This is a genomic window from Mesorhizobium sp. M0195, assembly GCF_040322115.1.
Classification (GTDB): domain Bacteria; phylum Pseudomonadota; class Alphaproteobacteria; order Rhizobiales; family Rhizobiaceae; genus Mesorhizobium.
Genome location: NZ_JAMYSV010000005.1, coordinates 81658 through 99524 on the forward strand (window position 1 = coordinate 81658; position 17867 = coordinate 99524).

Sequence of the window (17867 nt, forward strand, 5' to 3'; positions counted from 1 at the left end):
TGCCGGGACAACTCGGTATCGAAGGGTCCATGTGCACTACGGGGGACCTTAGCGTCGACAGACCACGTGCCTGTTAGCCAATCTCGATACCATCACTCTCGAGAGGCCCGCCCTGGCTCTGCGACCTCTTCACCAGTGAATGTGACGCCTCGATCAGCCGACGCGATAGGGCGATCGTGTAGCGAAGCTCTTCAATCAGCGCGGTTCCGTGTTCAGTGGCCTGACGAGCACGTGCCACTTGGTTACGGTCGGGCTTCCGAGGGAATTCTTTCACGCTCCGACCTCCAAACCATGCCGACATTATCGCGAAGACCAGTGCCTGGCAACGAACAAGCCCGCCGCCTCTTTCCGATGCGGCGGGGCGATCAAGGAGAAATGATAAGATGCCAGATAGTTGCGTCTACCAACCGCCAGTTGGACGATTCTCCGACGGTGCAGGCGTGTGAACCGGACATTGCAAAAAGACAATGCCTGAATGAACACGTCGATGGAAAGTGGTGGGCGATGACGGGCTCGAACCGCCGACATCTTCGGTGTAAACGAAGCGCTCTACCAACTGAGCTAATCGCCCGCTCCGGGCCGGACCTTTAAGCAGTTAGGACCGGCTTCGCAAGGCCAAATGAACGGCCAGTGGCTTGGCCGGGAGCCGGTTTCGGCAACAAAGTTCGGCTTGTCAAAAAACCTTCTCCTGTTTGCTGTTATGCTGTCCGGGTCCGCTTGACACCCGGTGGCTTACCCCTTATCCACCGCCCCAACGACGAACACGGCTGACACGTGCTCGTCCATGCGCGGGTGTAGCTCAGTTGGTTAGAGTGCCGGCCTGTCACGCCGGAGGTCGCGGGTTCGAGCCCCGTCACTCGCGCCATTTCTCCCTTGGGGTCACGTGCCCTTGATGTCGGAGAAATGTCGACGTTGATTTGTCAAAAAATCATGTTCTTTCGTGACCCAGTCCAGGTCCATTCCTTTCGAATTCTGGCATTGATCCTCATCCATCGACCTGCCCGCCTGTTTGTGGTCAAGCCAGAAGACAATAGCTTCTCGGACAAGAGCCGGGTCTAACCCATTCGCTCCTGCTCACAGTCTCATCCCGCAGCGCCGGGCTTCACCCCTTGGCGAGCAGCGCCTCGACTTCCTGCAGCGTCGGCATGGACGGCGCGGTGCCCGGGCGCGTGACCGAGATGCCGGCGACGGCGCAGGCGAAGCGCACCGCTTGCAGGGGTTCGATCCCGCTCGACAGCGCTGCGGCCAGGCCGCCATTGAAGGCGTCGCCCGCGCCGGTGGTCTCGATGACCGGGCCGGCGGCGACCGCTGCGACATGCTCGGAACGGTCGGCCGTGTGCAGCAGCGCGCCCTTTTCGCCGAGCGTCACGATGACAGCGCCCACGCCCTTCTCGAGCAGGCTGTCGGCGGCACGGCGGGCATCGTCGATGGAGGATACCTTGATGCCGGTCAGTTCCTCGGCCTCAGTCTCGTTCGGCGTGACATAGTCGCAAAGCGTGTAGATACGGTCCGGGAGCTTGGCCGCCGGCGCCGGGTTGAGAATGGTAGTCACCCCTGCCCCGCGCGCGATCTCAAGCGCCCGCATCGCCGCCTCGATCGGCTGCTCAAGCTGGGTGACGAAGACGCCGGCCGCGCGGATCAGGCCGGCATTTGCCTCGATATCGGCGGGCGAGATCTGCATCGCCGCACCGGGGCTGACGATGATCGCGTTGTTGCCGCTCGTCTCCTCGATGAAGATATAGGCGGCACCGGTGTAGCTTTCCGGCGTGTCGATGACGGCGCTCTTCACGCCGGCCTGCGACCAGGTCTGTCTCGCCATATCGGCAAAGGGATCGACGCCCAGGCGGGTAAGGAAGGTGACATCGGCGCCGAGCCGGCCGGCTGCCACCGCCTGGTTCGAGCCCTTGCCGCCGGGGCCGAGCGTGAAGGACGTGCCCAGGATCGTCTCGCCCATCCGCGGCTGGCGGGCGGCGCGGTAGGCCGTATCGGCGACGAAGACGCCCAATATGACAACCGGCTTCATGACGATCGGTTTCGCCGGCATGCCCCTACTCCGCATCCGGTGGCACGACGCCCTTTCGGAAGGCAAAACAGCCATAGAAGCGGCGCTCGCCGGTCTGGATGACGCAATAGGCCTTCTTGGCGCGTTCGTAGAAGGCGTAGCGCTCGACCGAGATCATCGGCCAGGCCTTGCCCTCGGCGGCATCGATCTCTTTTTGCACTTCCTGCTGCACGGCGGGAATGTCGTCCGGCTTGCCGACGATCTCCATGCGCGCGGCCGCGTCGTCGACGAAGGTGTCCAGCGGATAGAGCGAAAGCACCGCCTTGACCACGTCGGCCGCCGGCGCATCGATGCGCAGCAACCGGCCAAGCACGGTCTGGCGCGCCACCGAATCGGACGGGAAATTGGTGTCGGCGATAATCAGATCGTCGCCGTGGCCCATCGCCCGCAGCGCCTGCAGCACATCGGCATTGAGCAGGGGATTGATTCCTTTGAGCATGGTATTCCTCGCGAAGTTTGCTGGGGCGAAATCAGAGACGCCTTCCGGTCTCTGCGTCGAAGAGATGCACCTGGTCGAGCCGCGGTTTCAGGTGCAGTGTGTCGCCCGGCTTGAAGTCGTGGCGCTCACGGAACAGCGCCACCATCTCGCCTTCGCCGAAGCGCAGGAACACCAAAGTCTCGGAACCGGTCGGCTCGACCACCGAAATCTTCGCCGGAACACCATCTGGATGGATTTCGAGATGCTCGGGCCGCACGCCGTAGACGACATTGCGGCCATCTTCCACGGCGCTCTTGGCAGCAATCGGGAACGGCGTCCCGGCGATCTCGACGACGGGCCTGTCGCCCTTGCGCACGACGCCCTTGAGCAGGTTCATCGAGGGCGAGCCGATGAAGCCGGCGACAAACAGGTTGGCGGGCCGGTCGAACAATTCCAGCGGCGCGCCGACCTGCTCGATGCGACCGTCGCGCATCACCACGATCTTGTCGGCCATGGTCATGGCCTCGATCTGGTCGTGGGTGACGTAGATGGTGGTGGTCTTCAGTCGTTGGTGCAGCTCCTTGATCTCGGTGCGCATCTGGACACGCAGCTTGGCATCGAGATTGGAGAGCGGCTCGTCGAACAGGAACACCTGCGGGTTGCGCACGATGGCGCGGCCCATGGCGACGCGCTGGCGCTGGCCGCCCGAGAGCTGGCGCGGATAGCGCTTGAGGTAGGGATTGAGGTCGAGGATGTCGGCGGCCCGCTTGACCCGCTCAGTGACCACCGCCGGGTCGGTTTTGCGCAGCTTGAGAGCAAAGGCCATATTCTGCTCGACCGTCTTGTGCGGATAGAGCGCGTAGTTCTGGAACACCATGGCAATGTCGCGCTTGGCCGGTGGCAAATGGTTGACGACGCGCTCGCCGATGGCGATGGTGCCGCCGGAGACTGTTTCCAGCCCCGCTACCATCCTCAGCAACGTGGATTTGCCGCAGCCGGAAGGCCCGACCAGCACCACGAACTGCCCGTCGGCGATGTCGACGCTGACATCGTGCAGAACCTTGACGGTTCCGAACGCCTTGGCCACATTGCGGATCGCGACTTGAGCCATCATTCCCCCTTTGGTTGCCGTGAAGCTAAACAACGCAAACGGCGAGGGCAAGTCGGTCTCTTATAGATAAAAAACCCATTCACGTTGACACCGCACTTCGTTGTGCGAATAGTGACAGTGTCCGGCTTATGACCCTGTTCCGGGCGCACCGGTACGCTTGTCCGGTACTGAATGCCAAGCGTCGCGGGAGGGAGAATTCGGGCCGCTATTTACGGGAGTCGCTATCGTTGGGGAACATAATCGGCGCTCCATCATCTGAACCAAATTCACGATTGACCTTCTGGGAGGAACGAGATGAAAGTCAGCCTTTATAACCAACTTGTCCGCGCCGGGGCCACCCGCCGCGACGTGCTGAAGGGAGCGGCCAGCATGGCCGCCCTCGCCGCGGCGTCTGGCGCCGGGCTTGGCGCCCTGACGCGCCCGGCCGCGGCCGCCGATGACCTGCGTGCGCAGATCCTGCAGATTCCGGGCGTCGGCAAGGGTCAGCCGACCGATGCCGATTTCCAGCAGGTCGGCGAGCTTTGCCTGGGAGCCACCAAGTCCAATGTCAAGGAAGGCGAATTCGCCGGCGTTGAACTCACCTTCATGGGCCTTAACAACCAGAACCTGCACAATGTGCTGTTTCGCGGCTTCCTGAAGCCGTGGGAGACCTATACCGGCGCCAAGATCAACTGGATCGACCTGGCGCAGGCTGACTACAATCCGCGTCTGCAGCAGGCGATCGCTACCAACACTATCGACTTCGACATTGTCGAAATGGGCGCACCGTTCGAAGGCGACGTCTGCGGCAAGGGCCTGACTTCGGAGATGCCCGACTGGGTCAGGACGCAGATCGACATGGACGACCTGGTGGCCTATCTGAAACCTCCCGTCGGCACATGGAACGGCAAGCAGTATCGTGTGACCGTCGACGGCGACGCGCATAACTTCAACTACCGCACCGATGTGTTCGCCGATGCCGATCTCGCCAAGGCGTGGAAGGATGGGGGCGGTGAAGGCGAATGGGGCGTGCCGAAGACCTGGCAGCAAGTGCAGGCGGTGACCAAGTTCCTCAAGGGCAAGCAGGTGAACGGCCAGGACGTCTATGGCTATCTCGATGCGCCCAAGCCCTGGGGCGGTTTCGGCTTCTACTTCCTCGGCAGCCGCGCCAGCGCTTACGCCAAACATCCCGACGACAAAGCTTGGCTATTCGATCCGGACACCATGAAACCGCGCGTCAACAACCCGGCCTGGGTCCGCGCGATCCAGGACGTGATCGATGCATTGCCTTCCGAACCGCAAGATCAGATCAATGCCGACCCGAACCAGACCTGTTTCTCTCAATTCCTCGGCGGCACCGGGTCGATGCTGGTTTGGTGGGGAGACGCTGGCTCGAACGTCAAAACCAACGACTCGTCGGTCGTAGGGGACGTCACCGGCTTCTCGATCCTGCCGGGCTCGGACGATGTCTACAACTCCAAGACCGGCCAGTGGGACAAGCTCGCCAGCGGCCCGAACCATGCGCCGAACTGCGCCTATCTCGGCTGGGGCGTCTACGTCATGGCGCGCGTCGACAGCGACGAAAAGAAGAAGAAGGCCGCCTGGTCCGCCGCCGCTCATCTCGGCGGCAAGGACCTGTCGCTCTGGTGCGCGGCCTATCCGTCGGGTTTCCAGCCCTACCGCAACTCGCATTTCAACATTCCGGAATGGGTGGCGGCGGGCTACGACGAAGCGTTCATAAGCTCATATCTCAAGTCGGAAGCCGACAGCTACAACCATCCGAACGCGGCGATCGAGCCGCGTATCCCCGGCATCTTCCAGTACTACAGCGCCGCCGAGGACATTTTGGCCAACACCTTTGCCGGCAAGATGAAGGCGCAGGAAGGCGCCGACGCCATCGCAGCCGCTTGGGAGAAGATCACCGACCAGATTGGCCGCGACAACCAGATCAAGCTCTACAAGGCCTCGCTCGGCATGTAGGCTGAGATCGTGAAACTTGGTCCGGCAGCGCAAAGCCGCCGGACCTCCGCTTGACCGACTTGGCCTCGACCGGCTCGGCCGGTCATCGAGCCTCCTGTGAACGGGCAAGACGCGTGGCTGACCGGACCCTGGCTGACCAGACTTTGTCGACAAGTGAATGGCCGGCAGGCGCCGTGCCATCCGACCTGATCCCACGGAGCCGCAAACGGCTTGGCTGGGCGCTGATGGCTGCTGCAACGCTCGGCCTTCTGGCGGTGATCGCGCTGCAGATCCTTTACAAGAGCGATGTCGACGCTATCGGCTTCGAGAGCTGGCGGCCGGTGGTCTACGCCTATGTGCTGTGGGGTGTCGCACTCGGCATCGGCCAGGTGCTAACGCGCGGCGAGGACGGCCAGCGCGCGCTGTTCCTGCTGCCGGCGCTGCTGTTTACCATTGCCATGGTGATCTTCCCGACGCTGTTCGGCTTCTACATCGCGCTGACCGATTGGAACCTCAGTTCTTTCAGCGGCCGGAAGTTCAACGGGCTCGACAATTTCTGGCAGATGCTGAACGATGCCTATTATCGCAACGCGCTGTTCAACATGGTGCTCTACGTACTGGCGGTGTTGGTCGAATATGTGATCGCCTTCGGCCTGGCGCTGCTGCTCAACGCGCAGATCCGGGCGCGAAAATTCTTCCGCGTCGTCTTCCTGCTGCCGTTGATGCTGTCGCCGGTGGCGGTGTCGTGGATGATCGGAAAGTCGTTGATGGAATACCGCTTCGGGCCTGCCGCAACGCTGGCGCGCCATCTCGGCTGGGAAAACCCGGCCTTCTTCTCCAACCCGATCACCGCCCGCATCTCGATCATGGTGCTCGACGCCTGGACCTTCATCCCGTTCATGATGATCATGCTGCTCGCCGGCCTGCAGGCGATGTCGCGCGAAGTGCTCGAGGCGGCGCGTGTCGATGGCGCCACCCCATGGCAGACCTTCTGGCAGGTCACCTTCCCGCTAATGCTGCCGGTCTCGGTGACGGCAGTCATCCTGCGCATCATCTTCAAGCTGAAGCTCGCCGATATCATCATCACCGTCACCTCCGGCGGCCCGGGCGGCGCGACCGATTCAGTGTCGAGCTTCATCTACCGCGAATATCGCGATCGATCGAATGTCGGCTACGGCACGATGCTGGCGATGGCCTATTTGATCATCATCGTCGTGTTCGTGACCTGGCTGCTGAAATTCGCCAGCCGCTTCGTGCGCAACGTCAACTGATCGGGCCGGCAAGATGAGCGTTCAGACCACGGACTATGCCGCTTCTGAAATTCGTTCGCCGGCGAGCTTCGTCGCCAACCGCGTCTTCATCTACGGCGCGCTCATCTTCTGGGCCTTCATCTGTCTGTTCCCGATCTATTGGACGATAACCACTTCGTTCAAGACCGCGGTCGACGTCACCCAGGGCCATCTGATTCCGTTCATCGACTTCCAGCCCGACTGGAAAGGCTGGCGGTCACTCGGTCTCTCTCCAGACTCGATATTTCGGACGTCGACGGTTCGCGACGAATTTATCAAGCGCTTCATGAATTCGGTCATCACTTCGGTCGGCGCCTCGAGCCTGGCGATCGTCATTGGCAGCCTCGCCGCTTACGGGCTGACCCGCTATCGTTACAAGTTCGCCTGGTTCAGGAACGAGGACATTTCCTTCTTCTTCCTGTCGCAGCTGATCCTGCCGCCGGTGGTACTGGCCTTGCCCTTTCTCGTGCTCTACCGGGAAGTCGGGCTGCTCGACACACGCGTCGGGCTGATCCTGCTCTACACGCTGATGGTGCTGCCGATCGTCATCTGGATCATGCGCGACCAGTTCAATTCCATTCCCGTAGAACTGGAGGAAGCAGCACTCGTCGACGGCCTGTCGATCTGGGGCGCTTTCTTGCGCATCGTCATGCCGATCGCCCTGCCGGGCATGGTAGCCGCCTTCATCCTTGCAATGGTGCTGTGCTGGAACGAGTATTTCTTCGCCGCGCTTCTGACCTCGACCGACGCCAAAACCATCCCTGTCATGGTGGCGAGCCAGACCGGCTCACAAGGCATCAACTGGTGGTCGATGGCAGCGCTCGCCACCGCGGCCATCACACCGCTCGCCGTTATCGGCATCGCGCTCGAGCGTTACCTGATCATGGGCATGACGGCGGGCGCGGTGAAATAACTGCGCCAGCCTTCCTTCTTCCACAACAAGGGAACAACAAGGGGAGAGGGAAACCGCGCTAACCCGAAAGGGTTGCCCGCAAATGATCGAGGATCATGGCGATCCCTTTTTGCCCCAACTCGGCCGAGGCTTCGGAAGCACTTGCCGTGTACCAGCCGGTGTTGTCGGCGGAGCGGTCGGCATCGACCGCTTCCGGGCACAAGGCCAGCATCAGCGACGTCTCGCCGATGCCGGCATGGTCAAACGGGTATTGGGTGTGCATTGAAGCCGGCATCAGCGGATGCACCTGCACCCAGTTGAAGAAATTGCTGCCCTCGGCGTGCTCGGCGTAATAGTCGGCCATCGCCGCAGAGCCCCACCAGCCTTCGCCACGTTCTTTCTCCAGGAAGCGGAAGATCGCCTGCCGGCCGGCGGCCTTGAAGGCGAGATCGGTTGGCATGCCGGCAGCAAAATTTTCGGTCTGGTGGTGAATGATGGCGTGGATGTTGCGGAAGCCGATACGCAGCAGGCTGTAGAACAATTCTTCCGCAAATGGCGCCAGCACATTGCCGCCGACCTGCACCGAACCACTGCCCTCCGGTGCTGCAACCGCATAGCTCGCCGCGCCGTAATAGAAGGGCGGCAGAATGACGATCTCGGCTTCTTTTTCGAACAGCTCCAGGCTCTTGATCACCGCCAGCGTGTCCATGCCGACGGCCATGTGCTCGCCATGATATTCAAGCACACCGAGCGGCAACACGACCGGCCGGTTCTCGACGATCGCCTTGCGGATCTGGTGCGGCAGCATCAATTCGTACCGCATGACAACTACTCCATATTGGTGTGGCGGGCGCGCATCGCTTCAGGCGAGACGCCGGTCAGGTCCCGGAGCTTCAACACCATCACTTCGAAGAGAACGAACAGCGCGCCTTCGAAGACCGAGCCCATCGGCAGCACGGACGTCTTTTCCGGGCCTTGGTCGTCGGCCATGGTCTGAGCCGGGATAAGCAGTGTGAAGTCGGCCAGCTTCGCGGCAGTGCTGTCGGCTTGCGCGGTGAGCAGCAGGACGGCGGCACCGGCCTCGTGCGCGACCCGCATCAAGGTCAGCACCGTCGAGGTCTCGCCCGGGCCGGAACTGGCGAGGAAGACATCGCCCGCGTCCAGCGGCGGCGTCGTCATATCGCCGACAACCGAAACCGGCAGACCGAGGTGATAGAGCCGCATGGCAAAACCCTTGACCTGCAGCGCCTCGCGGCCGCAGCCATAGGTGACGATCTTTCTCGCGCCCGCCAAGATGGCGCAAGCGGCGTCGATGCGGCTTTCGTCGATACGTTCCAGAACGGTACCAAGCTCGTTCAGCGCAATCCCAAACAGGTTTTCGCCGGCGTCCCTCATGACATTTGCACCAGCTTGCAGTTGCCAGAGAACCACTTGAATATGTCAGTCACATCTGCCCCGAACAGCTTGTTTTCATTCATGCTATCACCGCGAAAATCGGTGTCCAACGACACGCAGTGCTTTTGATGTGCCACAGCCGTGATAGTGTCACGGCAAATCGCAAATGAGGAAACGACAGTATATGAAGACACGGCATTTCGACCGCATCGGCAATGGCGGCATCACCTTCACCGAGCTCGGCTTCGGCACCGCGCCGCTCGGCAATCTCTACCGCGCCGTCTCAGACGAGGATGCCAATGCCACGCTGGAGGCGGCATGGCGGGTCGGCTGCCGCTACTTCGACACCGCGCCGCTTTATGGGCTAGGCCTAGCCGAAACGCGGCTCAATCCGTTCCTGCGTTCGAAGAAGCGCGACGACTACGTGCTGTCCAGCAAAGTCGGACGCATCATGCGCGCCTGTCCGCCGGATCAGCGCACCGGCATCGGCAAATTCTTCGACACCCCTTCGCGCCGCGAGGTCTACGACTATAGCTATGACGGTATCATGCGCTCCTTCGAGGCCTCGCTGGAACGGCTCGGTGTCGACCGCATCGACATCCTCTTCGTGCACGATGTCGACATCTTCACGCATGGCAGCAAGGAAGCCTCGGACCAGCGCATCCAGGAATTCATGAGTTCCGGCTACTATGGATTGCTGGCATTGCGCGACCAGGGCGTGATCAAGGCGTTCGGCGGCGGCATCAACGAGTGGCAGGTTGCCCAGACGCTGGCCGAGCGCGGCGATTTCGATCTGTTCCTGCTTGCCGGGCGCTACACGCTGCTGGAGCAGGAGGCGCTGCAGTCTTTCCTGCCGCTATGCCAGCAACGCGGCATCGGCATCGTTCTCGGCGGGCCTTACAATTCCGGCATCCTGGCAACCGGGCCGAAGCCCGGCGCCTACTACAACTATTCGAAGGCGCCGCAGGACATCATCGACCGCGTCACCCGTATCGAGGCCGTCTGCAAGCGCCACGGCGCGCGCCTGATCGAGGCCGCGCTGCAGTTCCCGCTGCTGCATCCTTCCGTCGTCTCGGTAATCCCCGGCGGCCAGCGGCCTGGCGAAGTCGAAAGCAATCGCTCGCTGCTCGACGCGAAGCTGCCATCGGCGCTTTGGGCCGATCTCAAGAAAGAAGGCTTGATGCGCACGGACGCGCCGACGGCGTAGCGCCGCCCTTTCCAACAGAAAAGAAAAACCGGATATGCCGGTTCTTCTTTTCTCTGAAAGACTTAAGGAGGCGCTTAGTTGACCGCGTCCTTGAGGCCCTTGCCGGCCGAGAACTTCGGCACGGTGCGCGCCGGGATCTTCACTTCCGCACCGGTCTGCGGATTGCGGCCGGTCGACGCGGCGCGTTTTGACACGGTGAAATTTCCGAAGCCGACAAGCCGGACATCGCCGCCCTTTTTCAGTTCGCCGGTGATGACGGAAAACACCGCATCAACCGCCGACTGCGCGTCACCCTTCGAAATACTCGCGGCATCGGCGACAGCGGATACCAGTTCGTTCTTGTTCATAAAAATTCCCTTCCATGAGAAAACCGGAACACTCGACTCATCCGGCAGGAAACGGACTTTAGAAAGAAGCGCCCCGGCAACCAAGTCGAAAAGCGCCAAGAAAGTTGAAAAAAGCCCGGAAATCTGCGGTTCTTCACATGAAAAAGCCGGGCTCAAGGCCCGGCTCTCTCTTTGTGCATTGCAACTTTAGCAAGCGCTAATGCGCCAGCGATTTTCCAGCTTCGTCTGCGACATCGACCACGGCCGGCGCATTAACGGGTTCGACCCACTGGATCGGTTCCGGCATACGCACCAGCGCATGGCGCAACACTTCACCGACGCGTGAGACCGGAATGATTTCCATGCCGCTCTTCACGTTTTCCGGAATCTCCGCCAGATCCTTGGCGTTCTCTTCCGGGATCAGCACCTTCTTGATGCCGCCGCGCAGTGCGGCAAGCAGCTTTTCCTTAAGGCCGCCGATCGGCAGCACCCTTCCGCGCAGCGTGATCTCGCCGGTCATCGCCACATCGGCCCTGACCGGGATACCGGTCAGCACCGAAACGATTGCCGTCGCCATCGCCACGCCAGCCGACGGTCCGTCCTTCGGGGTTGCGCCCTCCGGCACGTGGACGTGGATATCGCGCTTATCGAACAGCGGCGGCTCGACGCCGAAATCGATGGCCCGCGAGCGGACGTAAGAGGCCGCCGCCGAGATCGATTCCTTCATCACATCGCGCAGATTGCCGGTCACGGTCATGCGGCCCTTGCCGGGCATCATGACACCTTCCACCGTCAACAGCTCGCCGCCGACTTCCGTCCAGGCGAGCCCCGTGACCACGCCGACCTGATCGTCGCTCTCGACCTGGCCGAAGCGGAAGCGCGGAACACCAAGGTAATCGGCAAGATTGTCCGCCGTGATGTTGATCGTCTTCTTCTTCGTCTTCAGGATCTCGGTCACCGCCTTGCGCCCGAGCTTCATCAGCTCGCGCTCCAGGCTCCTGACGCCCGCTTCACGGGTGTAGGTCTGGATAATGCCGCGGATCGCGTCCTCGCCGACGGAGAACTCCTTCGGCTGCAACGCGTGGTCGCGGATCACCTTGGGCATCAGGTGACGCTTGGCGATTTCGATCTTCTCGTCCTCGGTGTAACCGGCGATACGAATGATCTCCATGCGGTCCATCAAGGGCGCAGGGATGTTCAGCGTGTTCGCCGTCGTCACGAACATCACGCTCGACAGGTCGTATTCGACCTCGAGGTAATGGTCCATGAACGTCGAGTTCTGCTCGGGATCGAGCACCTCGAGCAAAGCCGATGACGGATCGCCGCGGAAATCCTGGCCCATCTTGTCGATCTCGTCGAGCAGGAAGAGCGGGTTGGATTTCTTCGCCTTCTTCATCGACTGGATGACCTTGCCGGGCATCGAGCCGATGTAGGTGCGCCGGTGACCGCGGATCTCGGCCTCGTCGCGCACGCCGCCCAGCGCCATGCGGATGAACTCGCGACCGGTCGCCTTGGCGATCGACTTGCCGAGCGAGGTCTTGCCGACACCGGGAGGTCCGACGAGGCACAGGATCGGCCCCTTCAGCTTCTTCTGGCGGCTCTGCACGGCGAGGTATTCGACGATGCGGTCCTTGACCTTGTCGAGGCCGAAATGATCCGTATCGAGCACGTTCTGGGCAAAGGCCAGATCCTGCTTGACCTTGGAGTTCCTGCCCCATGGGATCGACAGCAGCCAGTCGAGATAGTTGCGCACCACGGTCGATTCAGCCGACATCGGCGACATCGTCCGCAGCTTCTTCAGTTCGGCTTCCGCCTTTTCGCGGGCCTCCTTGGAAAGCTTGGTCTTCTTGATACGCGCCTCGATCTCGGCGGCCTCGTCGCGGCCGTCCTCGCCCTCGCCGAGCTCCTTCTGGATCGCCTTCATCTGCTCGTTGAGGTAGTATTCGCGCTGTGTCTTCTCCATCTGGCGCTTGACGCGCGAGCGGATGCGCTTCTCGACCTGCAGCACCGAGATTTCGGCTTCCATGAAGCCCATCGCCTTTTCCAGCCGTTCCTTGACGGACAACGTGGCGAGCATCTCCTGCTTCTCGGGGATCTTGATGGCAAGATGCGAAGCGACCGTGTCGGCGAGCTTGGAATAGTCGTCGATCTGGCTGGCGGCACCCACCACTTCGGGCGAGATCTTCTTGTTCAGCTTGACGTAGTTCTCGAAGTCGGTGACCACGGAACGCGCCAGCGCCTCGACCTCGACCTCTTCCTCATCCGGTTCGACCAGCGCCGCAGCACGGGCTTCATGGAAGTCGGGACGGTCGGTGAACGCGACGATTTTCGCGCGCGAGGCACCTTCGACCAGCACCTTCACGGTGCCGTCCGGCAGTTTCAGCAATTGCAGCACATTGGCGAGCGTGCCGATGTCAAAGATGGCATCGGGCTCCGGATCGTCGTCGGCGGCATTCATCTGGGTCGCGAGCAGGATCTGCCTTTCCTGACCCATCACTTCTTCCAGCGCCTTGATCGACTTTTCACGCCCGACAAAGAGCGGAACGATCATGTGCGGGAACACCACGATGTCGCGCAGTGGGAGGACTGCGAAGACGCCGTCGCTGGGAGCCTTGGATAATTTGGCCATTGTCCAACCTTTCATGTCGCGGCCGCCAATCGGCCAACCGCGAATCTCACATTAACGACCGAGGATCGTTCCGCCTACCACCGTTTGTGACGGGAGTTTTACAGCACAGAATTCGGCACCACGGCCTTCTGCCTCTAGTTGGAGGCACTGAGGGTAAAGATCAAGGGTCAACACGGTCCGTACCTCCAATCCGCACCCAGCACGCGGCGCCGTAAGCGGTGTGCGACAGCAAAACGGCGCCCTGCGGCGCCGTTTCAGAAAAATCCATTGCCGGCTCACGTCAGGCGCTGACGTTGCCCTTCTTTTCCTTCTGCTCGGAATAGATGTAGAGCGGCCTGGCGTTGCCTGACACCACCTCTTCCGAAATAACCACTTCGCGCACGCCTTCCAGTGCTGGCAGCTCGAACATGGTGTCGAGCAGGATCGCTTCCATGATCGAACGCAGGCCGCGTGCGCCGGTCTTGCGCTCGATTGCGCGCTTGGCGATCGCCGAGAGCGCGTTCTCGTGGAAGGTCAAGTCGACATTTTCCATCTCGAACAGCCGCTGATACTGCTTGACCAACGCGTTCTTCGGCTCGGTCAGGATTTGGATCAGTGCCGGCTCGTCGAGATCCTCCAGCGTCGCCAAGACAGGCAGACGGCCGACGAACTCGGGAATGAGGCCAAACTTCAAGAGGTCCTCAGGCTCGACCAGGCGGAAAACATCGCCGGTGCGGCGATCCTCGGGCGAAGCGACGATAGCGCCGAAACCGATCGAGGTCTTCCTGCCGCGATCCGAGATGATCTTGTCCAGCCCGGCGAAAGCGCCGCCGCAGATAAATAGGATGTTGGCGGTGTCGACCTGCAGAAATTCCTGCTGCGGATGCTTCCTACCGCCCTGCGGCGGCACGGAGGCGACAGTGCCTTCCATGATCTTCAAAAGTGCCTGCTGCACGCCCTCGCCCGATACGTCACGGGTGATCGAGGGGTTGTCCGACTTGCGCGAGATCTTGTCGATCTCGTCGATATAGACGATGCCGCGCTGGGCGCGCTCGACATTGTAGTCGGCCGACTGCAACAGCTTCAGGATGATGTTCTCGACGTCCTCGCCGACATAACCGGCTTCGGTCAGCGTCGTCGCGTCGGCCATGGTGAAGGGGACGTCGATGATGCGGGCCAGCGTCTGCGCCAGCAGCGTCTTGCCGCAGCCGGTCGGGCCGATCAGCAGGATGTTCGACTTCGCCAGTTCGACATCGTTGTTCTTGCCGGCATGGGCGAGGCGCTTGTAGTGGTTGTGGACGGCCACCGACAGCACGCGCTTGGCGTAGGGCTGGCCGATGACGTAGTCGTCGAGAACCTTGAGGATTTCCTGCGGTGTCGGCACACCCTCGCGCGACTTCACCATCGAGGTCTTGTTCTCTTCGCGGATGATGTCCATGCACAGTTCGACGCATTCGTCGCAGATGAACACCGTCGGCCCGGCGATCAGCTTGCGCACTTCGTGCTGGCTTTTGCCGCAAAACGAGCAATAAAGCGTGTTCTTGGAATCACCGCTGTTGTTGCCGACCTTGCTCATTTTCCTGTCCTTTCATGGCCGCCCGCCGATGGTCTGGTTGAAAGGGCGCATATTCAATCTATCGCGGGAATCCGCTGCCGCCAGTGCCCCGGCCCCCGCAACGCATTCCGTACGAAACACAAATCGGAAAACGGGGCAATGATTCGAACAACCCCACGCAAAGCTAAGCCGTCGAAAATCAACATAGCCTTAACGTAGGCAATTGCACCCGTCGAGGGAACAGCCAATTGTGGCCGAAATGCCGCAAGCTGCGCCAAAAGGGCGTAATCCCGCCACTCATTGCCACCGCAGGGCCACCGCGGGACTATAAGGCAATACCTTCGACCGGCTCACGTGACGAAATGACCTTGTCGATGAGGCCGAAATCCCTGGCCTCGTCGGCAGTCATGAAATGGTCACGGTCGAGCGTTCTTTCAATCTCATCGTAGCTCTTGCCGGTGTGCTTGACGTAAACCTCGTTGAGGCGGCGCTTCAGCTTGATGATATCCTGGGCATGGCGCTCGATGTCGGACGCCTGGCCCTGGAAGCCGCCGGAAGGCTGGTGGACCATGATGCGGGCATTCGGCGTAGCAAAGCGCATGTCCTTGTGGCCGGCAGTCAGGAGCAGCGAACCCATCGATGCGGCCTGGCCGATGCAGAGCGTCGACACGGCAGGCTTGATGAACTGCATGGTATCGTAGATCGCCATGCCGGAGGTGACGACGCCGCCGGGCGAGTTGATATAGAGGTTGATTTCTTTCTTCGGATTCTCCGCTTCGAGGAACAGCAGTTGCGCGCAGACCAGCGTCGCCATGCCGTCCTCGACCGGGCCGGTGATGAAAATGATGCGCTCCTTGAGGAGCCGCGAGAAAATGTCGTAGGCCCGCTCGCCGCGATTGGTCTGTTCGACCACCATCGGAACGAGGTTCATGTAGGTTTCGACGGGGTTCTTCATGGACTATCCCTTTTTGAGGATGGGATTCCGGCGCCGGAGATTTGCAATCGGGCAGAATCGGTTCTGGATCGTTATTGTGTAAATAGGATGCCGGCTCACCCTAGCGCAAGGCCGCCTCTCCTAGCCATCCGGTTAAGTCGAATCAAGGTTTCCAAAGCAAGTTTCGCCCGTCGCCGTGCCGGCAGCCCTCTCCTGCCGTCGGAAGGTCGCTCATGCCTGGCCGGCGTTTAGCGTTTTCTTAACCGCATCGCTTAACGAAAAGTGGTGAAACCGCTTTTTCCAGCCACGGCTTACCCTACAATTCAACGTTGAACTCGCTTCATGCAGTTCAAACAGGGGAGTGCGATGATCAGGAAAGCTGCTTCCTTGGCCCTTACCGGCATCACCGTTCTCGGCATGGCGTCCGAAACGGCTGCCGGCGGACGCGTGATCGAATGCTACGAGCAGGTCAACAGGCCGGCCGTCTACGACACAGTCTATGAGGACGTGCTCGTCAGCCCAGCCGGCCAGCAGGTGGAATACGAGGCGCCAATCTACGGGACGCGCGAGCGCTTGGTGCAGATCGCGCCGGCGCACGTCAGCTACGAGATCGTGCCCGCCATCACCCGCATCATCTACCGCTCCGTGAAGGTTGCTGACGGCGGCTATTCCTGGGAATGGCGCATCATCAATGGCCGCAAGGTGCTGTGCAAGGTCAGGCACAAGGCGCGCTATGAACGCGTGGCCGAAATCGTCGTGGTTGAGCCGGAACGCCGGCGGCGCGTTGTCCTCCCCGCCGAATACGAGAGCGTCGCCGAAGAGGTTCTGGTGCGGCCGGAGCAGCGGCGCATCATCGACATTCCGGCGTCGTATCAGACAGTGGCTCGCCGCTTGGTGGTCAGGGAGGGTTCGTCGAGCTGGCGGCGAGTGCATATTCCGAGGCATTGCCGATACTAGGCGCTCAGGGCGCCTCGGCCCTGAGCCATTTCTTCAGGCCGTCGACATCGTCATTGCCGACGCAGGCCGCAACCCTTCTGCCAACAGCCGCGCCGAACTTGTAGCCATGGCCGGAGCAGGCCGAGACGACCAGGCATTTGCCTTTCCGGTGGGCCAGGAATCTCTCGTCGACGGTGAAGGTGTAGGCGCAGGTGACCACTTCGGTGACCCTGTACTCCTCGATCCGGGCAATCGGCGGCGAAAACAGGTTGCGGATCGCCTCACCCTCGCCCGGCACCGGCTGGCGGTTCCAGTCGGCATCGCTGGTCGGCACCCTGTGCAGGCCCGAGCCGAATTTCATGCCGGCGCCACCTGTCGGCGGAATTGCGTAGCCGTCGATGGTGCCGCCGACGTTGAGGACGACCGGCGCTGCCTGCCAGGCTGCCTTCAGATCAACCGGCGGTTCGACATAGGCGAGCGCGGTGCGCCAGGTTTTCAGTTCGCCGTCCAGTTCCGGGAACAGTTTCAGGACCCAGGCGCCGGCAGCGACGACGATCCGGTCGGCCTGCATCGTTTCGCCGCTCGCAAGCACGACCTGTCCGGCGTCGGCGTCGATCTCGGCGACCTTGCTGTTTTCGTAGACATTGGCGCCGTTCGCGCGCAGCCACCTGGCGAGGCTAGAGGCGATCTTGCGGCAGTGCAGCGCGCCGCCGTCCGGCGAAAAATATGCATAGCGGAATGAACCAGGTTCTAGGAACGTCCAGCGTTCGACCGCGGCGTCCGGCTCGACCAATTCGAACGGATAATTTCCCGCTTCCATGCCCTCGCGGTATTCCTCCGCCTCATCTCCCGGCTCGCGCGAAATACAGATGAAGCCGCGCGGATCGAGGTGGCTTTCACCGAGATCGGCCCACATCTCGTCCCAGGCCTCATAGGCTTCGGTGATCAGCCGGCCGTAGCCCGTTCCGGCCCGGTAGGCGCGGCGAATAATGCGATGGTGGTCGCCGGAGGCGGCGAGCGGATTGGGAATCGATCCCTGCTCGACGATCGAGACGAGGTGACCAGCCTTGACCAGCGACCACGCCGTCGAAAGTCCGGCAATGCCTGCACCGACCACGATCACATTCATGAAAACTGTCCTTCCGCAACCGCTTCGGCGGCTCACCTCACGGCAGGGCCAACATACGGTCTGGCAC

General features: G+C 61.4%; 15 protein-coding genes and 2 tRNA genes. 6 read left to right on the forward strand and 11 right to left on the reverse strand.

Annotation, left to right across the window (positions count from 1 at the left end):
- Nucleotides 1-495: 495 nt before the first annotated feature.
- Nucleotides 496-571 (reverse strand) — tRNA-Val (locus tag NKJ12_RS13260).
- Between the two features lie 217 nt (nt 572-788).
- Here NKJ12_RS13260 and NKJ12_RS13265 point away from each other — a divergent pair.
- Nucleotides 789-865, forward strand: a tRNA-Asp gene (locus NKJ12_RS13265).
- Nucleotides 866-1102: 237 nt separating this feature from the next.
- Here NKJ12_RS13265 and rbsK read toward each other — a convergent pair.
- The 3 genes from rbsK to NKJ12_RS13280 are packed head-to-tail and all read right to left on the reverse strand — an operon-like array spanning nt 1103 to nt 3591.
- The gene (gene rbsK, locus NKJ12_RS13270) at nt 1103-2044 is read right to left on the reverse strand and encodes a ribokinase (RefSeq protein ID WP_352703067.1); all 942 of its coding nucleotides are present in this window, start codon (nt 2042-2044) and stop codon (nt 1103-1105) included.
- Between the two features lie 4 nt (nt 2045-2048).
- Nucleotides 2049-2501, reverse strand: coding sequence for an RbsD/FucU family protein (locus NKJ12_RS13275; protein WP_352477323.1), 453 nt, complete (start codon nt 2499-2501; stop codon nt 2049-2051).
- 31 nt (nt 2502-2532) lie between these two features.
- On the reverse strand, nt 2533-3591 hold the full coding sequence (locus NKJ12_RS13280) for an ABC transporter ATP-binding protein (RefSeq protein ID WP_352703070.1): 1059 nt from the start codon (nt 3589-3591) through the stop codon (nt 2533-2535).
- Between the two features lie 294 nt (nt 3592-3885).
- Between NKJ12_RS13280 and NKJ12_RS13285 the strand changes: the two genes are divergently transcribed.
- From NKJ12_RS13285 to NKJ12_RS13295, 3 genes are all read left to right on the forward strand, one after another.
- Nucleotides 3886-5550 carry an ABC transporter substrate-binding protein gene (locus tag NKJ12_RS13285; RefSeq protein WP_352703072.1) on the forward strand — a complete coding sequence of 555 codons (1665 nt, stop codon included), beginning with the start codon at nt 3886-3888 and terminating at the stop codon, nt 5548-5550.
- Nucleotides 5551-5678: 128 nt separating this feature from the next.
- Nucleotides 5679-6800 (forward strand): carbohydrate ABC transporter permease, encoded by a 1122-nt coding sequence (locus NKJ12_RS13290; protein ID WP_352703379.1) that lies wholly within the window; start codon nt 5679-5681, stop codon nt 6798-6800.
- Nucleotides 6801-6813: 13 nt separating this feature from the next.
- Entirely contained in the window at nt 6814-7731 is a 918-nt protein-coding gene (locus NKJ12_RS13295) for a carbohydrate ABC transporter permease (RefSeq protein WP_352703074.1), read from the forward strand.
- Between the two features lie 58 nt (nt 7732-7789).
- On the opposite strand, the gene NKJ12_RS13300 is transcribed toward NKJ12_RS13295, so the two are convergent.
- Both NKJ12_RS13300 and hxlB read right to left on the reverse strand, forming a co-directional pair.
- Entirely contained in the window at nt 7790-8533 is a 744-nt protein-coding gene (locus tag NKJ12_RS13300; protein ID WP_352703076.1) for a creatininase family protein, read from the reverse strand.
- 5 nt (nt 8534-8538) lie between these two features.
- Complete coding sequence (gene hxlB / locus NKJ12_RS13305) at nt 8539-9105, reverse strand: 6-phospho-3-hexuloisomerase (RefSeq protein WP_352703078.1); 567 nt, start codon at nt 9103-9105, stop codon at nt 8539-8541.
- Nucleotides 9106-9289: 184 nt separating this feature from the next.
- Between hxlB and NKJ12_RS13310 the strand changes: the two genes are divergently transcribed.
- The gene (locus tag NKJ12_RS13310; protein WP_352703080.1) at nt 9290-10312 is read left to right on the forward strand and encodes an aldo/keto reductase; all 1023 of its coding nucleotides are present in this window, start codon (nt 9290-9292) and stop codon (nt 10310-10312) included.
- Nucleotides 10313-10386: 74 nt separating this feature from the next.
- Here the strand turns inward: NKJ12_RS13310 and NKJ12_RS13315 are convergent, their stop codons facing one another.
- From NKJ12_RS13315 to NKJ12_RS13330, 4 genes are all read right to left on the reverse strand, one after another.
- Nucleotides 10387-10659: an HU family DNA-binding protein gene (locus NKJ12_RS13315; protein ID WP_006201846.1), complete on the reverse strand. Its 273-nt coding sequence runs from the start codon at nt 10657-10659 to the stop codon at nt 10387-10389.
- Between the two features lie 196 nt (nt 10660-10855).
- Nucleotides 10856-13267 (reverse strand): endopeptidase La, encoded by a 2412-nt coding sequence (lon, locus tag NKJ12_RS13320; RefSeq protein WP_254817728.1) that lies wholly within the window; start codon nt 13265-13267, stop codon nt 10856-10858.
- Nucleotides 13268-13547: 280 nt separating this feature from the next.
- Nucleotides 13548-14822, reverse strand: coding sequence for an ATP-dependent Clp protease ATP-binding subunit ClpX (gene clpX, locus NKJ12_RS13325; RefSeq protein ID WP_006332719.1), 1275 nt, complete (start codon nt 14820-14822; stop codon nt 13548-13550).
- Between the two features lie 304 nt (nt 14823-15126).
- On the reverse strand, nt 15127-15756 hold the full coding sequence (locus NKJ12_RS13330) for an ATP-dependent Clp protease proteolytic subunit (RefSeq protein WP_254817601.1): 630 nt from the start codon (nt 15754-15756) through the stop codon (nt 15127-15129).
- A 345-nt stretch (nt 15757-16101) separates the two neighbouring features.
- On the opposite strand from NKJ12_RS13330, the gene NKJ12_RS13335 reads away from it, so the two are divergent.
- Nucleotides 16102-16692, forward strand: coding sequence for a hypothetical protein (locus NKJ12_RS13335; RefSeq protein ID WP_352506468.1), 591 nt, complete (start codon nt 16102-16104; stop codon nt 16690-16692).
- Nucleotides 16693-16696: 4 nt separating this feature from the next.
- On the opposite strand, the gene NKJ12_RS13340 is transcribed toward NKJ12_RS13335, so the two are convergent.
- Nucleotides 16697-17800, reverse strand: a complete 1104-nt coding sequence (locus NKJ12_RS13340; protein WP_352703082.1) for an NAD(P)/FAD-dependent oxidoreductase — start codon at nt 17798-17800, stop codon at nt 16697-16699.
- Nucleotides 17801-17867 lie beyond the last annotated feature (67 nt).